At 74.2% G+C, this 22,521-nt stretch carries 19 protein-coding genes and 1 pseudogene; 13 read left to right on the top strand and 7 right to left on the bottom strand.

The features are described from left to right. Positions 1-335 precede the first annotated feature (335 nt). The 3 genes from ureA (at position 336) to OO57_RS03500 (ending at position 3,929) form a co-directional block, all read left to right on the top strand. The gene (gene ureA / locus OO57_RS03490) at positions 336-1,055 is read left to right on the top strand and encodes an urease subunit gamma (protein ID WP_033250758.1); all 720 of its coding nucleotides are present in this window, start codon (positions 336-338) and stop codon (positions 1,053-1,055) included. 43 nt (positions 1,056-1,098) lie between these two features. Continuing rightward, positions 1,099-2,820: an urease subunit alpha gene (locus OO57_RS03495; protein ID WP_033250759.1), complete on the top strand. Its 1,722-nt coding sequence runs from the start codon at positions 1,099-1,101 to the stop codon at positions 2,818-2,820. 62 nt (positions 2,821-2,882) lie between these two features. Then, entirely contained in the window at positions 2,883-3,929 is a 1,047-nt protein-coding gene (locus tag OO57_RS03500) for an agmatine deiminase family protein (protein WP_033250760.1), read from the top strand. 70 nt (positions 3,930-3,999) lie between these two features. Here the strand turns inward: OO57_RS03500 and OO57_RS03505 are convergent, their stop codons facing one another. Together OO57_RS03505 and OO57_RS03510 are read right to left on the bottom strand one after the other, a co-directional pair. Next, positions 4,000-4,218 carry a hypothetical protein gene (locus OO57_RS03505; protein WP_033250761.1) on the bottom strand — a complete coding sequence of 73 codons (219 nt, stop codon included), beginning with the start codon at positions 4,216-4,218 and terminating at the stop codon, positions 4,000-4,002. Beyond that, on the bottom strand, positions 4,215-4,451 hold the full coding sequence (locus tag OO57_RS03510) for a hypothetical protein (RefSeq protein ID WP_158715010.1): 237 nt from the start codon (positions 4,449-4,451) through the stop codon (positions 4,215-4,217). Before OO57_RS03510 ends, OO57_RS03505 begins: the two co-directional genes overlap by 4 nt. 102 nt (positions 4,452-4,553) lie before the next feature. On the opposite strand from OO57_RS03510, the gene OO57_RS03515 reads away from it, so the two are divergent. Both OO57_RS03515 and OO57_RS03520 read left to right on the top strand, forming a co-directional pair. Further along, positions 4,554-5,312 carry a GntR family transcriptional regulator gene (locus OO57_RS03515; protein WP_033250763.1) on the top strand — a complete coding sequence of 253 codons (759 nt, stop codon included), beginning with the start codon at positions 4,554-4,556 and terminating at the stop codon, positions 5,310-5,312. Positions 5,313-5,435: 123 nt separating this feature from the next. Further along, positions 5,436-6,038, top strand: a complete 603-nt coding sequence (locus OO57_RS03520; RefSeq protein WP_033250764.1) for a TetR/AcrR family transcriptional regulator — start codon at positions 5,436-5,438, stop codon at positions 6,036-6,038. A 216-nt stretch (positions 6,039-6,254) separates the two neighbouring features. On the opposite strand, the gene OO57_RS03525 is transcribed toward OO57_RS03520, so the two are convergent. Next, a complete protein-coding gene (locus OO57_RS03525; protein ID WP_033250765.1) occupies positions 6,255-7,709 on the bottom strand; it encodes a protein phosphatase 2C domain-containing protein in 1,455 nt (484 codons plus the stop codon). Between the two features lie 251 nt (positions 7,710-7,960). Here OO57_RS03525 and OO57_RS43525 point away from each other — a divergent pair, with 251 nt between their 5' ends. The 3 genes from OO57_RS43525 to OO57_RS03540 all read left to right on the top strand — a co-directional run bounded on the left by OO57_RS43525 (position 7,961) and on the right by OO57_RS03540 (position 10,138). Further along, entirely contained in the window at positions 7,961-8,560 is a 600-nt protein-coding gene (locus tag OO57_RS43525) for a hypothetical protein (protein ID WP_158715011.1), read from the top strand. A 112-nt stretch (positions 8,561-8,672) separates the two neighbouring features. After that, a complete protein-coding gene (locus tag OO57_RS03535) occupies positions 8,673-9,404 on the top strand; it encodes a DUF3105 domain-containing protein (protein ID WP_033250767.1) in 732 nt (243 codons plus the stop codon). Then, a complete protein-coding gene (locus tag OO57_RS03540) occupies positions 9,401-10,138 on the top strand; it encodes a DUF305 domain-containing protein (protein WP_033250768.1) in 738 nt (245 codons plus the stop codon). Before OO57_RS03535 ends, OO57_RS03540 begins: the two co-directional genes overlap by 4 nt. 112 nt (positions 10,139-10,250) lie before the next feature. Here OO57_RS03540 and OO57_RS03545 read toward each other — a convergent pair whose 3' ends face one another. Then, positions 10,251-11,681, bottom strand: a complete 1,431-nt coding sequence (locus OO57_RS03545; protein WP_051776481.1) for an MFS transporter — start codon at positions 11,679-11,681, stop codon at positions 10,251-10,253. A gap of 147 nt (positions 11,682-11,828) precedes the next feature. Between OO57_RS03545 and OO57_RS03550 the strand changes: the two genes are divergently transcribed. From OO57_RS03550 to OO57_RS03560, 3 genes are read left to right on the top strand one after another with little or no spacing between them, the layout of a single operon-like run. Then, the gene (locus OO57_RS03550) at positions 11,829-12,395 is read left to right on the top strand and encodes a MarR family winged helix-turn-helix transcriptional regulator (RefSeq protein ID WP_033250769.1); all 567 of its coding nucleotides are present in this window, start codon (positions 11,829-11,831) and stop codon (positions 12,393-12,395) included. A gap of 57 nt (positions 12,396-12,452) precedes the next feature. Further along, positions 12,453-14,042 carry an AlkA N-terminal domain-containing protein gene (locus tag OO57_RS03555; protein WP_051776483.1) on the top strand — a complete coding sequence of 530 codons (1,590 nt, stop codon included), beginning with the start codon at positions 12,453-12,455 and terminating at the stop codon, positions 14,040-14,042. Continuing rightward, positions 14,039-14,575, top strand: a complete 537-nt coding sequence (locus OO57_RS03560; protein WP_033250771.1) for a methylated-DNA--[protein]-cysteine S-methyltransferase — start codon at positions 14,039-14,041, stop codon at positions 14,573-14,575. The genes OO57_RS03555 and OO57_RS03560 overlap by 4 nt, the downstream gene beginning before the upstream one ends. Before the next feature lie 15 nt (positions 14,576-14,590). On the opposite strand, the gene OO57_RS46655 is transcribed toward OO57_RS03560, so the two are convergent. Continuing rightward, entirely contained in the window at positions 14,591-16,702 is a 2,112-nt protein-coding gene (locus OO57_RS46655; protein WP_081973434.1) for an ATP-binding protein, read from the bottom strand. A gap of 464 nt (positions 16,703-17,166) precedes the next feature. Between OO57_RS46655 and OO57_RS03570 the strand changes: the two genes are divergently transcribed. Next, positions 17,167-20,208 (top strand): AfsR/SARP family transcriptional regulator, encoded by a 3,042-nt coding sequence (locus OO57_RS03570; protein ID WP_033250772.1) that lies wholly within the window; start codon positions 17,167-17,169, stop codon positions 20,206-20,208. Positions 20,209-21,205: 997 nt separating this feature from the next. Further along, positions 21,206-21,598, top strand: a pseudogene (locus OO57_RS45115) (transposase family protein); the annotation flags it as partial. A gap of 62 nt (positions 21,599-21,660) precedes the next feature. On the opposite strand, the gene OO57_RS03580 reads toward OO57_RS45115, so the two are convergent. Both OO57_RS03580 and OO57_RS03585 read right to left on the bottom strand, forming a co-directional pair. Continuing rightward, entirely contained in the window at positions 21,661-22,119 is a 459-nt protein-coding gene (locus OO57_RS03580) for a hypothetical protein (RefSeq protein WP_033250773.1), read from the bottom strand. Further along, on the bottom strand, positions 22,116-22,487 hold the full coding sequence (locus tag OO57_RS03585) for a helix-turn-helix domain-containing protein (RefSeq protein WP_033250774.1): 372 nt from the start codon (positions 22,485-22,487) through the stop codon (positions 22,116-22,118). The genes OO57_RS03580 and OO57_RS03585 overlap by 4 nt, the downstream gene beginning before the upstream one ends. Positions 22,488-22,521: the final 34 nt, after the last annotated feature.

The raw sequence follows: 22,521 nt of genomic DNA on the forward strand, positions 1-22,521 counted from the left end.
CGCCGGCCCCCGGTGCTCGGCCCCCTCCCGCCACGAGGCCGACCGCTGCCGCGGAAACCTTGACTGACCGTCCATCAACCTCGTACGCCCCCGCCGTAGTTCCGGGACGGCCGCCCCGCTCCCCCACCGGGCCGACGGCCGCTTCTCGCATTCCTCTTGCCCACTCCACCAACGGAAAACCCCTCGGCGGGCGAAGCAGAACGGCGGCGGGCCCCCGGAGGGGGGCGCCCCCTCCCCTTGTCGGGAGTGTCGGCGGTGCTAAGTTTTGAACGGCGTTCTAACATCTGTACCGACCCTGCTCCACCCACCCCGCGACCCCCGCTGAGCGAGGCACCGTGCGACTGACCCCCACCGAACGGGACCGGCTGCTGATCTTCACCGCGGCCGAGCTGGCCCGCGCCCGGCGCGCGCGGGGCCTGCGGCTGAACGTCCCCGAGGCGACCGCGCTGATCGCGGACACCGTCTGCGAGGCGGCCCGCGACGGGCGGCGCCTGGCCGAGGCGATCGAGGCCGGGCGCGGCGTGCTGGGCGCCGACGAGGTGCTGCCCGGGGTCGCCGACGTGGTGACGGTGGTGCAGGTGGAGGCGGTGTTCGAGGACGGGACGCGGCTGGCCGTGGTCACCGACCCGTTCCGCGGCGCGGGTTCGCTCGGCACGGACGCCCCGGGCGCGGCGCTGCCGGGCGCCGGGGCCGGGTACGACCCGGTGGAGGAGGCGCTGGTGCTGCCGGTGCGCAACACCGCCGCGGTACCGGTCTCGGTGACCTCGCACTTCCACTTCTTCGAGTCCAACCCGCGCCTGGCCTTCGACCGGGCCGCCGCGTACGGCACGCACCTCGCGGTGCCGGCCGGCTCCTCGGTGCGCTTCGACCCGGGCGCGACGGTCGAGGTGGGCCTGGTGCCGATCGGCGGGGCCCGGGTGGCGATCGGGTTCGCCGGGCTGGTGGACGGCCCGCTGGACGCGCCGGGCGCGAAGGAGGCGGCGCTGGCGAAGGCCCGGGCGACGGGCTACCTGACGGAGTACACGGAGCACGACGGCACCGGGCCGACCCGGTGACCGCCCCCGTGACCGCCCCCGAGACCCCCCGGAAGGACCTCGCATGAGCGCCATCACCCCGCACGACTACATCTCGGTGCACGGCCCGCGCGCGGGCGACCGGGTCCGGCTCGGCGACTCCGGGCTGATCGTCCGGGTCGAGTCGGACTCGCAGGCCCCGGGCGACGAGTTCCTGGCCGGCTTCGGCAAGACCGCCCGGGACGGGCTGCACCTGAAGCCCGCCGCGGTCCGCGAGACCTGCGACGTGGTGATCTCCAACGTGCTGGTGATCGACGCGGTGCTCGGCGTCCGGAAGACCTCGATCGGCATCCGGGCGGGCCGGATCGCCTCCATCGGCCGGGCGGGCAACCCGGACACCCTGGACGGGGTGGAGGTGGTGGTCGGCACCGGCACCACCATCGTCTCCGGCGAGGGCCTGATCGCCACCGCGGGCGCCGTCGACACCCACGTGCACCTGCTCTCGCCGCGGATCATGGAGGCCTCGCTGGCCTCCGGCGTGACCACGATCATCGGCCAGGAGTTCGGCCCGGTCTGGGGCGTGGGCGTCAACTCGCCGTGGGCGCTGCGGCACGCGTTCAACGCCTTCGACGCCTGGCCGGTCAACATCGGCTTCCTGGGCCGCGGTTCGTCCTCCGACCCGGCCCCGCTGGTGGAGGCGCTGGCCGAGGGCGGCGCCTCCGGCTTCAAGGTGCACGAGGACATGGGCGCGCACACCCGGGCGCTGGACACCGCGCTGCGGGTCGCCGAGGAGTACGACGTCCAGGTGGCCCTGCACACCGACGGGTTGAACGAGTGCCTGTCGGTGGAGGACACCCTCGCGGTGCTGGAGGGCCGCACGATCCACGCCTTCCACATCGAGGGCTGCGGCGGCGGCCACGTGCCGAACGTGCTGAAGATGGCGGGCGTGGAGAACGTCATCGGCTCCTCCACCAACCCGACCCTCCCGTTCGGGCGGGACGCGCTGGGCGAGCACTACGACATGATCGTCTCCGCCCACGACCTCAAGCCCGACCTGCCCGGCGACGCCGCGATGGCCCGCGACCGGATCCGGGCCGGGACGATGGGCGCCGAGGACGTGCTGCACGACCTGGGCGTCATCGGCATCACCTCCTCCGACGCCCAGGGCATGGGCCGGGCGGGCGAGACGGTGCGCCGCACCTTCGCGATGGCCGGGAAGATGAAGGCCGAACTCGGCCCGCTCGACGGCACCGGCTCGTACGGGACGGCCGAGGGCGGCGACGACAACGAGCGGGTGCTGCGCTACATCGCCAAGCTGACGATCAACCCGGCGATCGCGCACGGCCTCTCGCACGAGATCGGCTCGCTGGAGGTCGGCAAGCTGGCCGACGTCGTGCTGTGGCGCCCCGACCACTTCGGCGCCAAGCCGCAGCTGGTGCTGAAGGCCGGGTTCCCCGCGTACGGCGTGGTCGGCGACCCGAACGCCTCCACCGACCGCTGCGAACCCCTCGTCCTGGGGCCGCAGTTCGGCGCGCACGGGGCCACCGCCGCGGACCTCTCGGTGGCGTTCGTCGCCCAGGCCGCCGCCGACTCCGCCTACTTGGACGTGGCCGCCGACCAACTCCCCACCCGCAGGCGGCGGGTGGGCGTGCGCGGCACCCGCGGCATCGGGCCGCGCTCGATGCTGCGCAACGGCCGGACCGGCCGGGTCGACGTCTCCGAGACCGGGCTGGTCTCGCTGGACGGCGAACCGCTGCGCTCGGCGCCCGCCGACTCGGTCTCGCTCAGCCGCCTCTACTTCCTCTGACCCCTGCGCCCGAAGAACGCCAGACCGAAGAACGCCCTACCCCCGCTTAGGACTTCACCCTCATGAGCAACTCCCCCACCCCCGCCTCGCTCGGCTTCCGGATGCCCGCCGAGTGGCACCCGCACGAGCGCACCTGGATGGCCTTCCCCACCGCCAACCCGACCTTCGACGGCGCCGAGCAGCTGGACGCCGCCCGCCGCGCCTGGGCCGAGGTCGCCAACACGATCGTCCGGTACGAGCCGGTCACCCTGGTGGTCAACACCGGCGAGGGCGAGGACGCCCGCCGCTACCTCGCCCCCGGGGTGGAGCTCGTCGAACGTCCGCTGAACGACGCCTGGATGCGCGACATCGGCCCGTCCTTCCTGATCGGCGCGGGCGGCGAACTCGCCGCCGCCGACTGGGTGTTCAACGGCTGGGGCGCCCAGTCCTGGGCCCGCTGGGACAAGGACCAGGACATCGCCGAGCACCTCACCGGACTGACCGGCGCGCAGCGCTTCGCCTCCCGGCTGGTCAACGAGGGCGGCGGCATCCACGTCGACGGCGAGGGCACCGTCCTGGTCACCGACACCGTGCAGCTCGGCGAGGGCCGCAACGCCGACTGGACCCGCGAGCAGGTCGAGGCCGAGCTGCACGCCCACCTCGGCACCACCAAGGCGATCTGGCTGCCGCGCGGACTGACCCGCGACTACGACGAGTTCGGCACCCGCGGCCACATCGACATCGTCGCCGCCTTCGTCCGCCCCGGCACCGTGGTCGTCCACTCCCAGCCCGACCCGGCGCACCCCGACCACGCCGTCTGCCAGGAGCTCGCCGAGCTGCTGCGCGCCGCCACCGACGCCCGCGGCCGCACCCTCGAGGTGATCGAACTCCCGGCGCCCACCGTGCTGTTCGACGAGGACGGCGAGCCGGTCGACTACTCGTACATCAACCACTACGTGGCCAACGGCGTCGTCGTGCTGTGCGCCTTCGACGACCCGCGCGACGAGCAGGCCAAGGCCGTCCTGGAGAAGGCCTACCCGGGCCGGACCGTCGAACTGGTCGACGCCCGCGAGATCTTCGCCAACGGCGGCGGAATCCACTGCATCACCCAGCAGCAGCCGCGCGCCTGAGCGGCGCGGCGGCGAACGGCCGCGGGCCGGAACTCACCCTCCACGGTGGTGAGTTCCGGCCCGCGGCCGTTCAGCCGGGCATCCCGTCCGCCTCCTCGCGGCGGCGTTCGCGGCGGCGGCGCTCGGCCAGGGCGGCGACGGTGCCGGTCAGGAAGGCGTCCCAGCAGTCCCGTTCCAGCGCCGGGGCGCGGCCGGTGCCCGTGGTGCAGCGCGGGCACTCCCGGCACGGGCGGTAGCGGTGTTCGAGACTGCCCGGTTGCGGCCCGGCCGGCGACTGGTCGGCGGTCACGGCTCCTCCTCGATCTGGGCCCAGATGACGGTCTGTCCGTCAGCGGTGACGGAGCCCCAGCGGTCGGCGGTGCGCAGCGCCTTGAGCAGCTCGCTCCAGGTCGGGGCGTCGTCCGGCGGGGAGGGGATGCTGATCCTGGTGCTGCCGACGGCGAACCGCACGTCGGCCTGCGCACCCGAGGCCCGTTCGATCGCCGTCCGCAGGTCGGACGCACGCGTGCTGATCTGCACCACTCCCCCAGAGTACGCATAGGGCAAAGCTCTACACGTAGAGTAGTGCCCCGCGGGATACTGTGTCACCAATCGGCCGGACCGCACACCTTCGGAGGATGTTCCATGACCGCCAGCGGGCCCTCCGCCTACCTGCAGGTGGCCGACCAGATCCGGGAGCGGATCGCCGCGGGCGAGTACCCGCCGGGCAGTCAACTCCCGTCCCTGGCAGACATCCAGAGCCAGTACGGCTTCTCCCACGGCGTCGGCCAGTCCGCGTACCGGCTGCTGGAGCAGGAGGGCGTGGTCACCGCCAGGCAGGGCCGCGGCTACTTCGTCCGCGTCCAGGAGCCGCGCCGCGCCCTGGTCCGCCGCCGCCCCGCCGACGGCAGCCCCGGACCGGACACCGCGGGCCTCGTCGAACAGGGCGTCACCCCGGGCTGGCGCAGCCACTCCACCACCGAGGCCGCGTCCGCGGAGATCGCCGGACGCCTGGAGATCGAGCCCGGCACCCCCGTCATGCACACCTCGTACGTCTACCTGGCCGACGGCGAACCCGGCTACCTCGCCGAGTCCTGGGAACCCATGTCCGTCACCGGCCAGGACCTGATCGTGCTGCCCGAAGCGGGCCCGTACACCGGCCGCGGCGTCGCCGCCCGGATGGCCGTCATCGGCATCGAGGTCGGCGAACCCGTCGAACGGGTCACCGCCCGCCACCTCACCCGCGCCGAGGCCCAGGCGCTCACCCAGCTCCCCGGCACGCCCGCCCTCGCCATCCGCCGCACCCACTACGACCAGGCCACCGGCCGCCCCGTCGAGACCGCCGACCTCGTCCTGCCCGGCGAACGCTGGTCCAGCGAGTACGGCCGCCGCCCCGGCAGCTGACCCCGCCGCCGGACTCCGCCCACCGCGCCGGGCCACCGGAAGCCGCGGGCCGGGCGGCCGGTGACGCCCCCTCCACCCGTGCGGGAGACTGGACCCGAACCAGCAACGCACCGAGGAGTACGGATGGCGCAGCCCCGCACCCGCCGGCCGGCGCGCCCCCGCGAAGAGGTCTACGCCGCCGCCCGCGCCGCGATCGCCGAGCACGGCCTCGCCCGGCTCACCATGGCCGGGCTCGGCGAACAGCTCGGCATGAGCGCGGGCCACCTCCTCTACTACTTCGGCAGCAAGGACCAGCTCCTGCTGGAGACCCTCCGCTGGAGCGAGGACCTGCTCGGCGAGCAGCGCAGCCGCGAACTCGCCCGCCACGACGTCCCCGTCCTCGAACGGCTCGCCCGCTACCTGGAGCTCTACCTCCCCGAGGGCCCCGGCGACCCCCGCTGGGCGCTGTGGATCGAGGTGTGGAGCCGCTCCCCCGGCGCCGCCGAACTCCGCCGGGGCCAGCTCGACATCGAAGCCCCCTGGCAGGACGACCTCACCGCCCTCCTGGACGAGGGCCGCACGACCGGCCTGCTGCCCGCCGCCCTCCCCGTCCCCGACCGGGCGACCCAGCTGCGCGCCCTCCTCGACGGCCTCGCCGTCCCCCTCGCCATCGGCCTCCCCCGCACCAGCCGGGAAGCCGCCCTCGCCCAGGCCGCCTCCGCCGCCCGCGCCCTGCTGGGCCTCTGAAGGCCCTGCGGGAGGGCCCCGGCAGAAAGCGGGGGAGCGGCGGGTCAGGGCTGCTGACGAGCCCTGCCAGGGGCGCGGGGAACGGCGAGTCCGAGCTGCCCGCGGTCGGAGCCCACCGGCGTGTCCGGGCTGCTCCGGGCTGCTCCGGGCCGGGGAACGCACCCCGGCGCAACCGGACACCTCTCCCCTCGCTCCTCCCCTCCTCCGTCCGGAGCGCTACTCCGTCCAGACCGCCGCCGCGGTCCGGTCGTCCGCGTAGCCCTTGGCCCGGACCTGGATCTGGCGGAGGAAGTCGACGGTGCCGGGCGGGTGCGGGTGCGCCCAGTGGCTGGAGAGGAAGTGCGCGACGGCCGGCTCCTCGGCGACCGGGGTCGCGAGGCCCGGCGTGCAGAGCAGCAGGATGTCGCCCGAGGTCGCCGGGACGAGGCGGAAGCGGAACGGCCGGGGCGCGGGCAGCGCGGCAGGCGGGAGCGGCGGCTGCCCGTCGGGGTGGTGGAGCAGCCGCGCCGCGTAGGCGTCGATCCAGTGCCCGGAGCGCAGCAGGTAGAGCCCGCCCGGGCCGGTGCCGAACGCGGCGCGGTGGGTCGCGGCCGGGTCCGCGGACATCAGCAGGCAGTGCAGGGAGGCGGTCTCCTCGGGCGGCAGGCCGGACGGCGCGTCCCCGTCGGCCGCGGCCTCCTCCGCGGCGCTGCGCAGGTGCACCGCGGCCTGCAGGGCGATCCGCTGGAGGCCGTAGCGGAGCCGGTCGCGGGCCCCGGCGCGCAGGTCCGCGGAGAGTTCGGCCCGGCTGCGGCCGATCGCGGCGGCGAGCTGCCGGACCGCCTCCGCGGCCGCGGCCGACCCCCACTGGGCGTTGGCCCGGCGGGCGGGCGCGGCCAGCACCGTCAGCACCAGCGCCTCCTCCCGCTCGCCGAACCGGACGGTGAGCAGCGCGTCCGTGCGCGGCTCGCCCCGGTAGCGGGCCGAGTCGCCGCGGATCGACACCGCCCGCAGCGTGGTGCCCGCGAACTGGGCGCCGTCGACGGCGGTGTCGGGCACGACCGCGGCCAGCCCGGCCGGGTCGGCGGCGGCCAGGGCGGTCGGCTCGGGCGCGTACGTCGGCGGCCGCTCCCCCACGTGCGGCACGGCGGGTGCCTGCGGGCGCCCCAGCCAGGGCGCGGCCCGCTCCGGCTGCGGGCGCTCCGCGGCGGCCGCGGGCTGCGGCGCGGGCTCCTCCTCGGGTTCCTCCGCGGGTTCCTCCGACGTCTCGGGCTCGGGCTCGGGCTCGGCCTCCGATTCAGCCTCGGACTCCGGCTCCGGCTCCGGCTCCGGTCCCGGCTCCGGCTCGACCAGCGGCAGGTCCGTCAGCGTCGGCGTCGGCACCGGTGCGGCCGGTTCCTTCGAAAGGTTCGGCTGGAGTTCGGGCCAGGCCGCCTCGGCCCAGCTGCGCGGCGACGGCACGGGCCGCGGCTCCTCCCCCTCCGCCCCCTCCTCCTCTTCCTCTTCCGCCGCGGCCTGCGGGACGCGTTGCGGCGCGATGAGCCCGGCGGCGGTGGTGAACCAGTCGTCGACGGTTCCGGTGTCGGTGCTCGCGGCGGGGGTGTCGGGGAGGGTGTCGGCGGGGCCCGCGTAGACGGTGTGCCACCAGGTGTCGTCGGGACGGGGCTGCCTGGGTGCGCCCTGCTCGTTCAACTGACCGCTCCTGATCCGTGAGGGGGCCGGACGTCACGTCATTCTTCCGAAGGACGACGACGGTGTCCGGGATTCGGAACATCGTGTGGACGTCCGGGGAGGGTTCCGGCCACGGGTGGCCCGGCGGGAGCGGCACGGGGCCGGGCGGGCTCCAACAGGGCCTTCGGGGACGGGTGCGGTGGGCGTTCGGCCGGAAAATGAGAGCCCAAGGGGGGCATCGCTTCACCCGATCGGCTGATTAATATGTGCGCATGGCCGCGCCAGGATCTCGTACCCGCCCCGGAGGGCCCGCGTTCGCGGTGCTCCGTCCGGTGGCGGTGCTGTGGTCGCTGCTGCTGGCCGCACTGCTCGCGCTGCTGCCGTGCGCGGCGAGCGCCCGGACGCTGAGCGCCCCGGCCCCCGGCCAGGAGTCGCACGGCGCGTCCGCACCCACGTCCGCCCCCGCCGCGGGCCCCGCGTCCGCCACGGGCCCGGCCTCCACCGCGAAGCCGTCCGCCGGGGCGAAGCCGTCCGCCGGGGCTTCCCGGACGACGGGCGCGGCACAGCCGGACACAGCACTGGCGGGCGCCGCGACGGCGTCGCACCACCTGCCGGCGGCCGTGGACGGCTCCGGCCCGGAGTTCATGCTGTGCACCGCGGAGGGCCCGGGCCCGGTGCCCGGGCACGGCTGCTCCAGCCACCCCTTCTGCGGCCCGGAGTCGCACCTGCCGAACGCGCCCCCGCAGCCCGGCACGGCCGTACGACCGCAGTTGGTCGCCCCGCCGGTGACGCCCGCCGCCTCGGCGCCCGGCGCACCGACGGGGTCGCACCACGCGCCCGACCTGCACGTCCTGCAGGTTCACCGGTCCTGAGCGGAACCCACCGCCGACCTGCGCCCCGCCGAACGGGGAGGCCGGCGGCTCCGCTGCCCCCACCCCACCGCAGACCGCCGTGCTCGCCACGGCGGGGACAAGGAAGACATCCATGGGTTCCGCCTCGAAGCAGACCAGCCCCACCGGCAAGCAGCCCAAGCCGGGCAGCAAGGCCGCCCAGCAGGCCGACCGCCGGGCCCGGATCGCCGAGCTGCGCGCCGTCGAGCAGCGCCGCGAGCGCCGCAACAAGATCCTCACCATCGGCATCTCGTCCGTCCTGGTGCTCGCCATGATCGGCGGCGGCACCTGGCTGGCGATGGACGCCAAGGACAAGAGCGACAAGAAGAAGGCGGCCGCGGCGGCCGCCGCCGAAGCCGCGCAGAAGGCCAAGGACGACGCCGCGAAGGCCGAGATCCCGGGCCTGCAGACCTTCGGCAAGCTCACCCAGAACCACGTCCAGACCGAGGTGAAGTACCCGCAGACCCCGCCGGTCGGCGGCGACCACAACCCGGTCTGGCAGACCTGCATGGGCAACGTCTACGACAAGCCGGTCAAGAACGAGAACGCGGTCCACTCGCTGGAGCACGGCGCCGTCTGGGTCACCTACAACGGCAAGGCCACCCCCGAGGACATCAAGACCCTCAGCGACAAGGTCAAGGCCACCCCGTACAGCTTGATGAGCCCGTACCCGGACGAGCAGGGCACCATCACGCTGACCGCGTGGAGCACCCAGCTGGTCGTGGACTCCGCCACCGACCCGCGGATCGAGACCTTCTTCGCCAAGTACGTGCAGGGCCCGCAGACCCTGGAGCAGGGCGCCAGCTGCAGCTCGGGGCAGATGTGACCGCCGCCCCCGCCGGCGACGGGCCGGAGCAGTCGGAGCCGCCCGAGCCGTCGGAGCAGGAGCACGCGGAGCAGCCGGCCGCCCGGCGCGGGCGGCGGGCGTTCTGGTGGCCCGCCGCGCTCGCGGCCGTGGTCGCGCTCGGGCTCGGCGTCCCGGCGCTGGTCTCGGGCAGCACGCCCGCGTCCGGCAGTTCGGCGAGCACGGCGGCCGCCTCGGCCGCTCCGGCCACCGACTCGGCGGACGCCGGGTTCGCCCGCGACATGGCGACGCACCACCAGCAGGCCATCGACATGTCGTTCATCGTCCGGGACCGCACCCAGGACGAGGCGGTGCGCGGCCTCGCGTTCGACGTCATCAACACCCAGGCGAACCAGCGCGGCATGCTGATGGGCTTCCTCGACCAGTGGGGCCTGTCGCAGGGCACCACCGCCAAGCCGATGGCGTGGATGAACCACACCTACGAGCCGCACGACGGCTCGCTGATGCCCGGCATGGCGACCAACACCGAGTTGGAGAAGCTCCGTTCGCTCAGCGGCCGGGACGCCGAGGTGTACTACCTGCAGTTGATGATCAAGCACCACCAGGCGGGCGCGGAGATGGCCCAGGCGTACGTGGACGCGGGGACCAACGCCCCGGAGAAGCGGCTCGCCCAGGGCATGGTCGACGCGCAGCACGCCGAGATCCAGCTGATGACCGACATGCTGCACGAGCGCGGCGCCCAGCCCGCTCCCTGAGGCACCACCGCACCGTCGACGCCGTCGGCACTGCCGCACCGCAACGCCCGAGGGCGCCGTCCGACCCACCGGACGGCGCCCTCGGGCGTTCCCGCTCCCCCTTCTCCCCCGCTCAGCCCTTGCAGAGCCGGGCCGCCAGCACGGCCACCCCCGCCAGCAGCAGCAGGACGGCGCGGCCGCCCGCCGCCGCCCCGGCCTGGTGGACGGCCAGGACCGGCAGGGCGGTGCCGAAGGCGGTGCCCAAGCTGCGGACCATGTTGACCAGGCCGCCGCCGACGGCCGAGCTCTGCGCGGGGATCGCCCGCATGACCAGGGCGTTGTTGGCGGGCAGCAGCAGCCCGAGGCCGTAACCGGTGAGCAGCAGCGGCAGGGCCGTCGTCCACGGGCCGGGGGCGGGCAGGGCGGCGAGCAGGAGCAGCCCGGCGGCGGCGGTGAGCGCGCCGCAGCGGCAGCGGGCGGCGTCGCTCCAGCGGCGGGGCAGCAGGGCGCCGCCGACGGTCGCGGCGAGGGCGAACGCGGCGGGCAGCGCGGTGATCGCGGCGCCCGCGGCGGTGGCGGTGGCGCCGCGTCCGGCGAGGACGACGGGCTCCAGCACGAGCGGGCAGAACAGCAGCAGGTAGCCGATCAGGGCGACCAGCAGGCCGGCCCGGATGCCGGGGGTGTTGACCAGGCCGGGCGGGACGATCGGGCGGTCGGCGCGGCGCTCCTGCCGGACGAGGGCGAGGGTCGCGGCGGCGGAGGCGGCGAGCAGCGCGGCGACCGCCGGGCCGGGCAGCGGCAGGCCGGAGGCGGCGGAGAGGGCGAGCAGCAGTGCGGTGGAGGCTCCGGCCAGCAGCAGGAGCCCGGCCAGGTCGAACCGTCCCTCGCGGTCCCGCGGCGTCCGGGCGGGGCAGCGGCCGTCGGGGAAGGTGCACGGCAGCAGGAACCAGCCCGCCAGCATGCCCAGCACGCCGATCGGCACGTTGACCCAGAACGCCCAGCGCCAGGACGCGTGCGCGACCAGCAGCCCGCCCAGGGTCGGGCCGAGCGCCAGGCCGAGCGCCTGGGCGGCGGCCTGCACGCCGAGCGCGGTGCGCATCGCCCGCTCGGGCACGCCGCGGGCGACCAGGGCGACGCTGTTGGCCTGCATCATCGCGCCGCCGACCGCCTGCACGGCGCGGCAGGCGATCAGCACGCCCAGGTTCCCGGCGAGTCCGGCACCGAGCGAGGCGGCCGCGAACACCGCGAACCCGCCCAGGTACACGGTCTTGCGGCCGATCAGGTCGGAGAGCCGTCCGACCGGGGCGAGCAGCGCGACCAGCACCAGCAGGTACGCCAGCGAGACCCATTCGACGGCGGCGAAGGAGGCGTCGAAGTGGCCCTCCAGTGCGGGGAAGACCAGCGAGGTGACGCTCGCGGTGAGCTGGCCGAGGAACGCGCCCAGGCAGACGGTGCCGACGGCCAGCCAGTGCGCGTGCGGCCAGCGGGCGACGGCGCGCGGGCGGGGGCGTTCGGCGAGTTGCAGGGTGTCGAGCAGCCGGGAGGCCGCCGCGGATTCAGCCATGGGGCGAAACATATCTGCTAGCGACATAATCGTTCAAGGAGTGTTTCCGACTCCGAACTGTGCGCACACCGAGCTTTCCCCTCCGGGGGCCGATCGACGGGTGGACTCCTGGTGGCCCGCCGGTGGCCGGACGCTACGCTGTCCGCCATGCCCTCGCAGCCCCAGCCCGCCCCGCCCCCTCCCGGACCTGCGGCCGAGACCGCGGACACCGACGCCGACACCGACACCGGCACGGACACCGACGCCGACGCCGACGCCGGCACCGACGCGCTCGCGGGGGCGCAGCAGCTCACCGACGTGATCACCCGCCTGCGGCGGGCGCTGCGCAGCTCGATCCGCTCGGAGTTCCCCTGGGAGGCGCTGCCGATGGCCCAGGTCGAACTGCTCCAGACCCTCGCGGCCTCCCCGCTGCGGGTCGGCGAACTGGCCGCCCGCCAGCGCCTCGCCCCGAACACCGTCAGCGGCCTGATCTCCAAACTCCTGGACGCGGGCCTGGTCGACCGCCAGCCCGACCCCGGCGACCGCCGCACCGCCCGGATCGCCCTCACCGAAGCCGGCCACCAGCAACTGCGCGACTGGCAGAGCGCCCACGAACGCCGCCTCGCCGCCGCCCTGGAGAGCCTCCCCCCCGCCGACCGCGCAGCCGTCATGCGCGCCCTCCCCGGCCTCGACCACCTCGCCCACTCCCTGGCGGGCACCGACCCGGCGCGCTGACCCGACCCGGCGCGCTGACCCGGCCCGCCGTACCCCGAGCGCGGCGGGCCCACGGCAATGTCCGATTCCCGCCAGTCGGTCCCCGGGGGATCGCGCAGACTGGAAGGCGTGATCGACGACGAGACCAGGTACCGGGCCGTGGACAGCCGGGACGCCCGCTTCGACGGGGTGTTCTTCACGGCGGTGCGGACCACCGGCATCTACTGCCGTCCGAGCTGCCCGGCCACCACCCCCAAGCGCACCAACTGCACCTTCTACCCGACCGCGGCCGCCGCCCAGGGCGCCGGGTACCGGGCCTGCCGGCGCTGCCGGCCGGACTCCGTCCCCGGCTCGCCGGAGTGGAACCACCGGGCCGACCTGGTCGGCCGCGCGATGCGGCTGATCGGGGACGGCGTGGTCGACCGGGAGGGCGTCGCCGGGCTGGCCACCAGGCTCGGCTACAGTTCCCGCCAGCTCCAGCGCCAGCTGACCGCCGAGCTCGGCGCGGGCCCGCTCGCGCTGGCCCGGGCGCAGCGCGCGCAGACCGCCCGGCTGCTCCTGCAGACCACCGAACTGCCGGTCACCGACGTGGCGTTCGCGGCGGGCTTCGCCTCCGTCCGGCAGTTCAACGACACCGTCCGCGAGGTGTACGACCGCACCCCGTCCGCGCTGCGCACCGAGCGCGGCGGCCACCGCCGCAGCCCCGCCGCGGGCGGCACGCTCGCCCTGCGGCTGGCCTACCGGGGCACGGTCGACACCGGCCACCTGCTCGACTTCCTCGGCCTGCGGGCCGTCCCGGGCGTCGAGGAGGTCGTCCCGGGCCCGCTCCCCGGCACCCGCACCTACCGGCGCACGCTGGCCCTCCCGTACGGGCACGGCCTGGCGGAGGTCGACGGGCTCGGGCCCGGCGACCGGCCGGACCGGGGGTGGCTGGACTGCCGGCTGACGCTCACCGACCTGCGCGACCTGACCACGGCCGTGCACCGGCTGCGCGCCCTGTTCGACCTGGACGCCGACCCGGACGCGGTGGACGCCCGGCTCGCCGCCGACCCGCTGCTGGCCCCGCTCGCCGCCGCCCGGCCCGGGCTGCGCTCGCCCGGGCACGTCGACCCGCACGAGCTGGCCGTCCGGGCGGTGCTCGGCCAGCAGGTCACGGTGGCCGCCGCCCGCACCCTGGCCGGGCGGCTCGCCGAGCGGTACGGCACCGCGCTGCCCGCCGCCGACGGCGGCCTGCGCCTGCTGTTCCCGACCGCGTCCGCGCTGGCCGCCGCCGACCCGGAGGACCTCGCGATGCCGAACGCCCGCCGCCGGGCGCTGCTCGGGCTGTGCGCGGCGCTCGCCGACGGCACCGTCCGGCTCGACCGCGGGGTGGACCGCGAGCAGGCCGCCGCCGAACTGCTCGCGCTGCCCGGCATCGGCCCGTGGACGGTCGGCTACCTGCGGATGCGCGCCCTGGCCGACCCGGACGTGTTCCTGCCCACCGACATCGGCGTCCGCGACGGCCTGCGCGCCCTCGGGGCGGACGGCGACCCGCGCGCCGCCGCGGAACGCTCCGCCCGCTGGGCGCCCTGGCGCTCCTACGCCCTGCACCACCTGTGGACGGCCGCCGCCGACCGGCACCGCGCCACCGCCCCCCGTACCCGCAAGACCCGCGAGGACCAGCCATGACCACCGCGCCCGCCACCACCGCGCCCGCCACCACCGTGTTCGCCACCATGGACAGCCCGCTCGGCACCCTGCTGCTCAGCGGCCCCCGCTCCGCCGACGGCACCTTCGCGCTGGGCGCCGTCACCGCCCCCGGCCAGAAGGGCGCGCTCGCCGCCCCCGCCGCCGGCTGGGAGCCCGACGCCGACGCCCTCGCCCCGGCCGTCGCCCAGCTCACCGCCTACTTCGCGGGCGAGCGCACCGCCTTCGACCTGCCGCTCGCCCCCGTCGGCACGCCCTTCCGGCAGCAGGTCTGGGACGCCCTCGACGACATCCCGTACGGCACCACCCTCACCTACGGCCAGCTCGCCGACGCCGCGGGCCAGCCCCCGCGCGCGGTGCGCGCCGTCGGCGGCGCGGTCGGCGCCAACCCGCTGCTGATCGTCCGGCCCTGCCACCGCGTGATGGGCGCCAACGGCAGCCTCACCGGCTTCGCCGCGGGCATCGACGCCAAGCGCTGGCTGCTGGCGCACGAGAGCGGCGGCCGGCTGTTCTGACCGGACCCGGAGGGGTCACTGCGGCGGCAGGGCGGCCAGGCACCGGGCCAGCCGGGCGGTGTCGGGTGCGGCGAGCCGTCGGTACGCCTCGTGCGCGGCGGTGAACAGCTCCCGGGCGGTTGCAAAGTCCCCCTGTGCCAGGGCGAGTTCGCCGAGCCACTCGTCGGCGCGGGCCTGCCAGTGCGTCGAGCCGGCCGCCACGAACCCGGCCCGGGCCGACTCCAGGTCGGCCCGGGCCGGTGCGTACCGGCCGGCCAGGAGGTGCGCCCGCGCCCGGACCGCCAGTGCCCGGCAGACCTGGTACGGGTCGTCGACCGCGGTCAAGTCCTCGACTGCCAGGGATAGTTGGCGGACGGCTTCGGCCTCGTCGGCGGCATCCACCGCCACCTCGCCGAGGGCGACCCGGACCAGGCCGACCCCGCGCCGGTAGCCGAGCGACTCGCGCAGGCGGAGCGCCTCCTCGAACCGGCTCCGCGCGGAGTCGAGTTCGCCGAGCATGCGGTGCGCGTGCCCGAGCCCGGTGCAGGCCTGTGCCTCGGCCCGCACGTCGCCGTTGGCGCGGGAGACCTCCAGGGCCGCCGCGTACCAGTCGGCGGACTCCCGGACCAGGCCGGCGCTGCGCAGCCCCTGCCCGCCGGAGGTGAGCATCCACTGCTCCGCGATCCGGTCCCCGCACCTGCGGGCCGCGTCCAACCCCAGCCGGTGGGCCTCCAGTTGGAACGCGTGCGGGCGCAGGCGGATGAAAACCGGCTGCAACGCGTCCGCCAACTGCCAGACCAGCCCGTACCGGTGGGTCCGCATGCTGTGGCGGAGCACGGCGGCGAGCTGGTCGCGCTCCCGCTCGAACCAATCGACGACCGCCGACTCGCTGGCCAACTCCGGTACGTCGACCGGTGGTTCGAGGTAATCGCGGGGCAGGAAGCGGTGGCTCGGCATCAGCCGGGCCTCGGCGGCGGTCGCCGCGGCCAAGTAGTGCTCGGCGACCCGGCGGACGGCGGCCTCGCCCTGCTCGGGCGCCTCCTCCGCCCGGCCGAGCCCTCCGGCGTGCAGCCGGACCAGGTCGTGGAACCGGTAGCGGCCGGCGCCGCGCTCCTCCAGCAGGTGCACCCCGGCCAGCGCGTCGAGGCCGTCGTCGGCCTCGGTCGGGGAGAGCCCGGCGGCCGCGCCCGCCACCGCAGGGGTGAACTCCGGCACCGGCAGCAGGCCGAGCAGCCGGTACAGCCGCCCGCTCTCCGGGGCCAGCGCCCGGTACGAAGCGTCCAGCACGCCGCGCACGGAGGCCTCACCGTCCAGCCGCAGGGCCGCCAGCCGGTCGCCCTCGCGGCGCAGCGCCTCGGCGGTCGCGGCCAGCGGCTGCTGCGGGCGGGCGGCCATCCGGGCGCCCGCCACGCAGATCGCCAGCGGCAGGCCCGCGCAGCGGGTGACCACCTGGTCGGCGGCGAGCGGCTCGGCGGCGATCCGGTCGGCCCCGACCAGCCGGGCCAGGATGGCGGCCGCGGCGGCCGGGCCGACCAGGTCGACCGCGAAGAACCTGGCCCGGTCGATGCCGAGCCCGGTCAGCCGGGCCCTACTGGTCACCACCGTCACGGAGCGGTCGGCACCGGACAGCAGCGGGCGGACCTGGGCGGCGGTGGCGGCACTGTCCAGCAGCACCGCGAAGCGCTTGCGGGCGGTGGCCGAACGCCACAGTGCGCCCGCTTCGTCGAATGCGGCGGGCACCGCGGGCAGGCCCAGGGCGCGCAGGAAGGCACCCAGCACCTCAGCCGGGTCGGCGGGCCCACCGGGGGCGTGTCCGCGCAGGTCGGCGTAGAAGAGACCGTCCGGGAAGTCCTCGGCCCTGGCGTGCAGCCACCTGCACGCCAGGGCGCTCTTGCCGACGCCCGCGGGCCCGGTCAGCACCAGGCAGCGCCCGCCCGGCGGCGGGGGCTCGTCCCACTCCCGGTCCAGCGCCGACAGCTCCGCGTCGCGCCCGGGGAGGTGCGCAGGGGCGGGTGGAAGCTGTCGTGGCACCGGTAGCAGCGCCGGAGCGTGCGAATGAATGTGCACGCCCCCTCGGATGTCGCCCGCCTGGAGCGCCACGCCTTCGATCCTGGCCTGGCCGGTGACGGAGTTGCGGTGGCCTTCCACGTGCTGGTTCCTCCACGGAGTCGGTGGTTCGGGCCGGTCCCCGGAGGCCCAGCAGGATTCGGGCCCCCTACCGGCGGCGGATCGGACACCCGTACCGGGCCCGGCCGACCGACACCTCGGATGGAAGACCACCGCACCGACCGGACGGGCCCGGCGGACGGTCGGCCGCCATGGGAGAAGGCCTGATCGGAGCGGAGGAAACGCGCGCCGACGAGCTCGCAGAACGCCCTTTCCAAGCCTCGCAGCCGCCGCTGCAGCAGAACTGACCCATTATCAGAAGCAAGATGCCGATGTGGGAACAACTCCAGAAAACTGGCGCCGGGAAACACCAAGGTGCTATGGCTGCCTGCCCGTACCCGTGCCATGCTCACCTCCTGCGCGTCCGAGGAAGCAGCCACAGGAGGGGCACCGGGATGTACATCCACCTGTTGGGAACAGTCGAACTCTCGGTTGACGGAGGGTTGTTGCCCATCAGCACGGGAAAGGTCCGAACCCTGCTGGCCCGTCTCGCCCTGGAACCGGAACGTCCACTCTCCTCCAGCGCGCTCGCCGAGTGCATCTGGGACGGTGACCCTCCGCGCAGCGCCACCGGCACCCTGCAGGGATACGTCAGCAGGCTCCGCACTGCCTTGCGCAAGGCGTCCGACCTCGCCGCGCACGCCGACGGTCCCACCATCGAGATCGTCTCGCGCTCCGGTACCTACGCCCTGCACGCCGCCTCCGAACAAATCGACTGGCAGTCGTACCGCCGCCTCTCGCTCCGCGCCCGGGCCCTGGCCGACACCGGCGACGACCAGCAGGCTCTCGCCCTCCTCGACCGGGCCGACGCCCTCTGGCGGGGCGAACCCTTGGCCGGGCTGCCCGGCCTGTGGGCCCAGCGGACCCGCGACCACCTGGTGGGCCGCCGACTCTCCGCCTCGCTCACCCGCGCCGAGGTCGAGCTCCGCCTCGGCCACTACGACGAACTCGTCCCCGGTCTCGCCGAACTCGCCGGCCAGCACCCGTGGAACGAACAGATCGCCGCCCACCTGATCACCGCCCTCTACGGCGGCGGCCGGATCAACGAGGCGCACGCCGCGTACCTGCGCATCCAACGGCGGATGCACCACGACCTCGGCACCGAACCCGGCGAGCAGCTCAACCGTCTGCAAGCCGCCGTCCTGCGCCGTGACAGCGTCACCAGCATGATCAACCGCCCGCCCTCCACCCCGGCAGCCGGAGCCTGGTCCACCACTCCGGCTCAGACCGACCCGCCGACCCCCGGACGGCGCTCCTCCGTGCTCCCCAGGGAACCCGAACTCATTGGCCGAGAAGCCGAGTTGAATCTCCTGATGGCGGCCGCCCGAGGCGAGTGGCCGGCCTTCTCCGCCGCACGGGACACCGCCCTCCCGGTGATCGCACTCAGCGGCATCCCGGGCAGTGGGAAGAGCACCCTTGCCCTGGCCGCCGCCCACCTCCTGCACGGGGAGTTCCCCGACGGCGCCCTGCTGGTCCGGATCGGCGCGCATTCCGGCTCCCCGTACGACCCCGGCCCCGAGAACACCGCCGCCGCCCTGCTGCGGCAGTTCGGCGTCCCGGCGGCCGAGGTCCCGCTCGACGCCGACGAACTCCTCGCCCGCTGCCGGGAACTGCTCTCCCGGCGCCGCGCCCTGGTCCTGCTCGACGACGCGGCCGGACCCGGTCAGATCGGCCCCCTGCTGCCCGCTTCCCCCACCTGCTTCGTCCTCGTCACCAGCCGCCACCGGATGGCCGAGCTGCCCACCGTCAGCACCGTCCCGATCGACTCCCTCACCCCGGACGCCGCCGCCGAGATGTTCACCCGGCTCGTCGGATCCGACCGCGCCGACGACCCCGTCCTGCTGGCCGACATCGTCCGCCGCTGCGCCTACCACCCGCTGTCCCTCCGGATCGTCGCCGGTCGCTTCCGGTTCCGTCGCTCCTGGACCCTCGCCCACCTCGCCGACCGGCTCTCCCGGAATCCTCGCCTCGATGAGCTGCAGCACGGCTCCGACAGCCTCCGCACCGCGCTGGCGATGTCGTACCACGATCTGTCCGGAGAGCATCAGATCGCCTTCCGCCGCCTGAGCCTGCACCCCGGCCGGGACTTCGGGCTGCTCACCGCCGCGGTGCTGATCGGCTGCCCGGTCGCCCGCGCGGAGCACCTGATCGAGGAACTGCTGGCGGTGAACCTGCTGACCGAGCACTCGGCCGAGCGGTTCGGCTACCACGAACTGGTCCGCGAGTACGCCTTGGCCCAGGAGGAGCACGAGGAGGCACCGCGGCAGCGGGCCGACATATCCAGACGGGTGGCCGACTTCCTCCTGCGAATGGCTGATCGGGCCGATCTCCAGGTCTACCCGGCGCGGTTCAGGATGCCCGTCTCCGCATTCCCCGGCAACCCGGTGGAAGAAACGCCGTTGATCACCCAGGAACTGCTCCGCAGAGTACCGCTGCGAGGGTGGCTGGCTGCCGAGACCGAAACCCTGATAGACCTCGGAAAGGATCTGCGGGCCCGCGGCGACCACGGACCGGCAGCTGTACTGGCCCACCTGTTCGACGGCCGGTTGCGATCCGAGTGCCTGTGGCGGGCAGCGGTCGAGGCCCACCGGGCAGCGGCCGAGCACTGGCGCGAACAGGGCGCGGAGCGGGCCGAACTGCACGCCCGGATCGCCCTCGCGTCCTCCGCCCTGGAGGTGTCCCGCTATCCCGAGGCCGAGTCGGCGATCCGGCGCGCACTGGCCCTGGCCGGCACCACCGGCGACCGCAGGGCCACTGCCGAGGCCCTGGGCAAGCAGGCCGTGCTGCACTGGCATCGGGACGATCCGCAGGGGGCGCTGACACTGCAGCGCGAGGCACTGGCCCTGTTCCACGAGCTCGGGGAGAGCGGTGCAGCGGGCAGCACCGGTGTCAACATCGGCGTGCTGCAGAGCCTGTTGGGCGACACCGCGGAGGCGCTGGCCAGCCTGACCGAGGCGGTGGCCGCCTTCCGCTCCTGCGGCGACCGGAGAACGGCCCTGAAAATCACCAACAACATCGGCGGGATCCACCTCGAACGGGGCGAGGAGGTGGCCGCCAGGGAAGCCTTCGAACACGTCCTTGAGAAAGGGCCTGGAATCCTCTCCCCCGTCGACCTCGCCATCGCCGGGGTGAATCTCGCGGAACTACTGGAAGGACCGGACGAGACCGAACGGGCCGTCCACCTGCTGGACTCGGCAATGCGCACGTTCCGCCTTTCGGAGAGCCGCCGGCACCAGGCCGAGGCAATGAATGCGAAGGGCCTGGTCCTGCTCCGCGCCGCAAGGGCTGCGGAGGCGGGCGAGGCGTACGCGGCGGCCCTCGCCGTCGCCAGGTCGATCCGCTCCGCGCGCGCGGAAGCCTCCGCCCTGCAGGGCCTGGCCAGAGTCGAGGAGTCACTCCGAGGCACACCGGGCAGACTCCCCGACGACCAGTCGGGCGACCCTCCTCCTTCGGGGAACCCGGGGGCGCACTCCGCGGGACACGTCTGAAAAAAGCCCGTCGAGCACCCCGCCCGGCAGCGTTCCGCGCCACGTTCACCCCCTCACCCTTTCGAATGTGACAGCATTCGCTGGAAATATTTCGAATGAGTTCGAAATGGGGAAAAGATCAGGCCGTTCACCCCCTTTGCCGAGCCCCGAATCCGGAGGGTAGTAGGGACTCCCGGCAACTAATGGGACCCGAACGGGTGAATGGGATGTGTAAGGTTGCCGCACAGGCCGACCGGCCGCCGTTCCCCATCGAGGAAGAGCGACGCAACGTGCTGCGCACACCCACGCACCCCCGTTCCACCGCCTCCCGCACCGCCCCCTCCCCGTTCGGGGGCGGCCGCCCCCACCCTGGCGGCTCCGTGCCGGGACCGCCCGGCACCTGTGCGTGGATCCCCATCTGGCTCCTGTCCTCCCTCTGACGGAACGGCCCGCATCCGCGTCCCCCCGGGGAATCGGATGCGGGCCGTTGGTACGACCACCGCGGACACCCCGCCGGCGCCTTCCCGACCACTGCGGAGAGAGCTGGCCCGAACTCCAGCGCGAGAACGACTGGACCGCCGCCCGCACCGAAGCCCTTCTGCCCGACCGGCACACCTGCCCGCCAAAAGTTCGAACAGGGCTGTGCCTGCCCCTTCCCCGCGACGCAGAAGTCGACTACCTGCTCAACCGTCCCCGCTGGGGACGGACCGAGCTGATCGCCCACATCGACGAGCACTTCATGAGCCTCGGCCGGACCTGGTCGCCGCCGCGGGCAACGGTGCGTCCGTCGGCAGCCCCTCGCCGCTGCCCAGACCTGCCTGGTGCTCCCGCTGTCGGCCTTCGGCGACGCAGTCGGACCCCCGGAAGTCACCGGCCGCTCGGCCACGGAGTTGCACGACCGTTTGGGAGCACGGGTCACCGAACCGCTCACCACGGCCACGAGCGAAGGGCAATGACGTGCCGGTCCGGCATGCAGACGGGACCTGGCCCGCCCTGAGAAGATCTCTCAAGGACTGCAGTGATCACGTCATGGACAGCCCTGCTCACCGGGGTGCGACCCCGCGGTTTCCACAAGCCGATCACGACGCTTCAACGGGGAAGGGCCGAACGGACTCGCCGGGAGCGCCCCCGACCACTGCCGCTGGAAGACCGGGCACTCCTGGCCACCGCTTACTGGTGAACCAACTTGACACCGCACCAGCTCGCCCCGCTGTTCGGCGCCTCCAAGTCGGCGGCCGCCCGAACTACCGATCGCATCGGGCCACTGCTCGCGCTGGAGCAGTGGCAGCGTCTCCGCGTCGACACCGTCTCCGTCGTCGACGACACACCGGTCCCCGCTCGCGACCACGACATCGCCGGGCGGTCCAAGAACTACGGGTACTCCACGAACCACCAGGTCGTCATCGAAGCCGCACCCGGGTGTCACCACAGCCGCTGGGCCTGATGCCCCTGGTGCGACCGCTTCGTGGCCCCTCAACTGGCCCGCGCGGAAGCCACCTCGTTGCCATCTTGGTCCAACGGTGCCAGGAGAGGAGCCGCCATTCCGAGCCGCACGGCCGTGTTCTGGATGGCTTCTCGCAGGTACGGTCTGATGATCGGCGAAGCAACTCGCTTGGCGAAGGCCACAGCGGCTTCGGACGAGACGGACAGCACCTCGTCAGCCTTGAAGAACGCAGCTACGTCAGCAACGATCTGGCCCTCTGGGGTGAGCACTTCCGCTCGAAGGCGGACTGCGAGAGTTGCCCCGTCCAATCGGTGCATCAAGCGAACCTGGGCGAGGTCGTCATCCTTGGTCTCGACGATCTCGGCAGGTGCGTCCCTGAACCCGTCGAAGCGGCGTCCACCCACTTCGTAGTACTGGATGAGGTCGAGGTGAGCCAACGCCAGCAGGTCTTCGACCGAGTCGACAGAGCGAGGCACGACCGTCTTCACGCTGCTTTCCGGGTCTGACCCGTACGTGGGACTCGCTCCTCCGACTCGGCCACCTCGGTCCACCCACGGGCGGGCTCCGAAACAGGCGTATCAGTATGAGGAGCGACGTGAATCTTCATGCCGACGGCTCGCGCGTAGCGCATGATCGTGGACAGTTTGGGATCACCGGCGAGGCGTTCGAACTCCGACACCGCCGACTGGGTCGTCTCCATGGCTTTCGCCACGTCCTTCTGGGTGAGACTGCAGCGCTTGCGATGGATCACCAGGGACTGGATGAGGTTCATGAGGATCTCGGCGTCTTCGCTTGCGCGAGCGACCTCCGGATCGGTTACATCGATGCCAAGCAGTGATGCCAGGTGCTCGTCCATGATGTTCTCCCCTCCGTGTGCCCCAGAGTATCGC

This window comes from Kitasatospora phosalacinea (assembly GCF_000717185.1).
In the GTDB taxonomy this organism is placed as follows: Bacteria; Actinomycetota; Actinomycetes; order Streptomycetales; family Streptomycetaceae; genus Kitasatospora; species Kitasatospora phosalacinea_A.

Coding starts and splice junctions, on each gene's coding strand:
- OO57_RS03495 (WP_033250759.1), top strand. CDS start 1,099: ATGAGCGCCATCACCCCGCACGACTACATCTCGGTGCACGGCCCGCGC.
- OO57_RS03500 (WP_033250760.1), top strand. CDS start 2,883: ATGAGCAACTCCCCCACCCCCGCCTCGCTCGGCTTCCGGATGCCCGCC.
- OO57_RS03515 (WP_033250763.1), top strand. CDS start 4,554: ATGACCGCCAGCGGGCCCTCCGCCTACCTGCAGGTGGCCGACCAGATC.
- OO57_RS03520 (WP_033250764.1), top strand. CDS start 5,436: ATGGCGCAGCCCCGCACCCGCCGGCCGGCGCGCCCCCGCGAAGAGGTC.
- OO57_RS43525 (WP_158715011.1), top strand. CDS start 7,961: ATGGCCGCGCCAGGATCTCGTACCCGCCCCGGAGGGCCCGCGTTCGCG.
- OO57_RS03535 (WP_033250767.1), top strand. CDS start 8,673: ATGGGTTCCGCCTCGAAGCAGACCAGCCCCACCGGCAAGCAGCCCAAG.
- OO57_RS03545 (WP_051776481.1), bottom strand. CDS start 11,681: ATGGCTGAATCCGCGGCGGCCTCCCGGCTGCTCGACACCCTGCAACTC.
- OO57_RS03550 (WP_033250769.1), top strand. CDS start 11,829: ATGCCCTCGCAGCCCCAGCCCGCCCCGCCCCCTCCCGGACCTGCGGCC.
- OO57_RS03555 (WP_051776483.1), top strand. CDS start 12,453: ATGTCCGATTCCCGCCAGTCGGTCCCCGGGGGATCGCGCAGACTGGAA.
- OO57_RS03560 (WP_033250771.1), top strand. CDS start 14,039: ATGACCACCGCGCCCGCCACCACCGCGCCCGCCACCACCGTGTTCGCC.
- OO57_RS03585 (WP_033250774.1), bottom strand. CDS start 22,487: ATGGACGAGCACCTGGCATCACTGCTTGGCATCGATGTAACCGATCCG.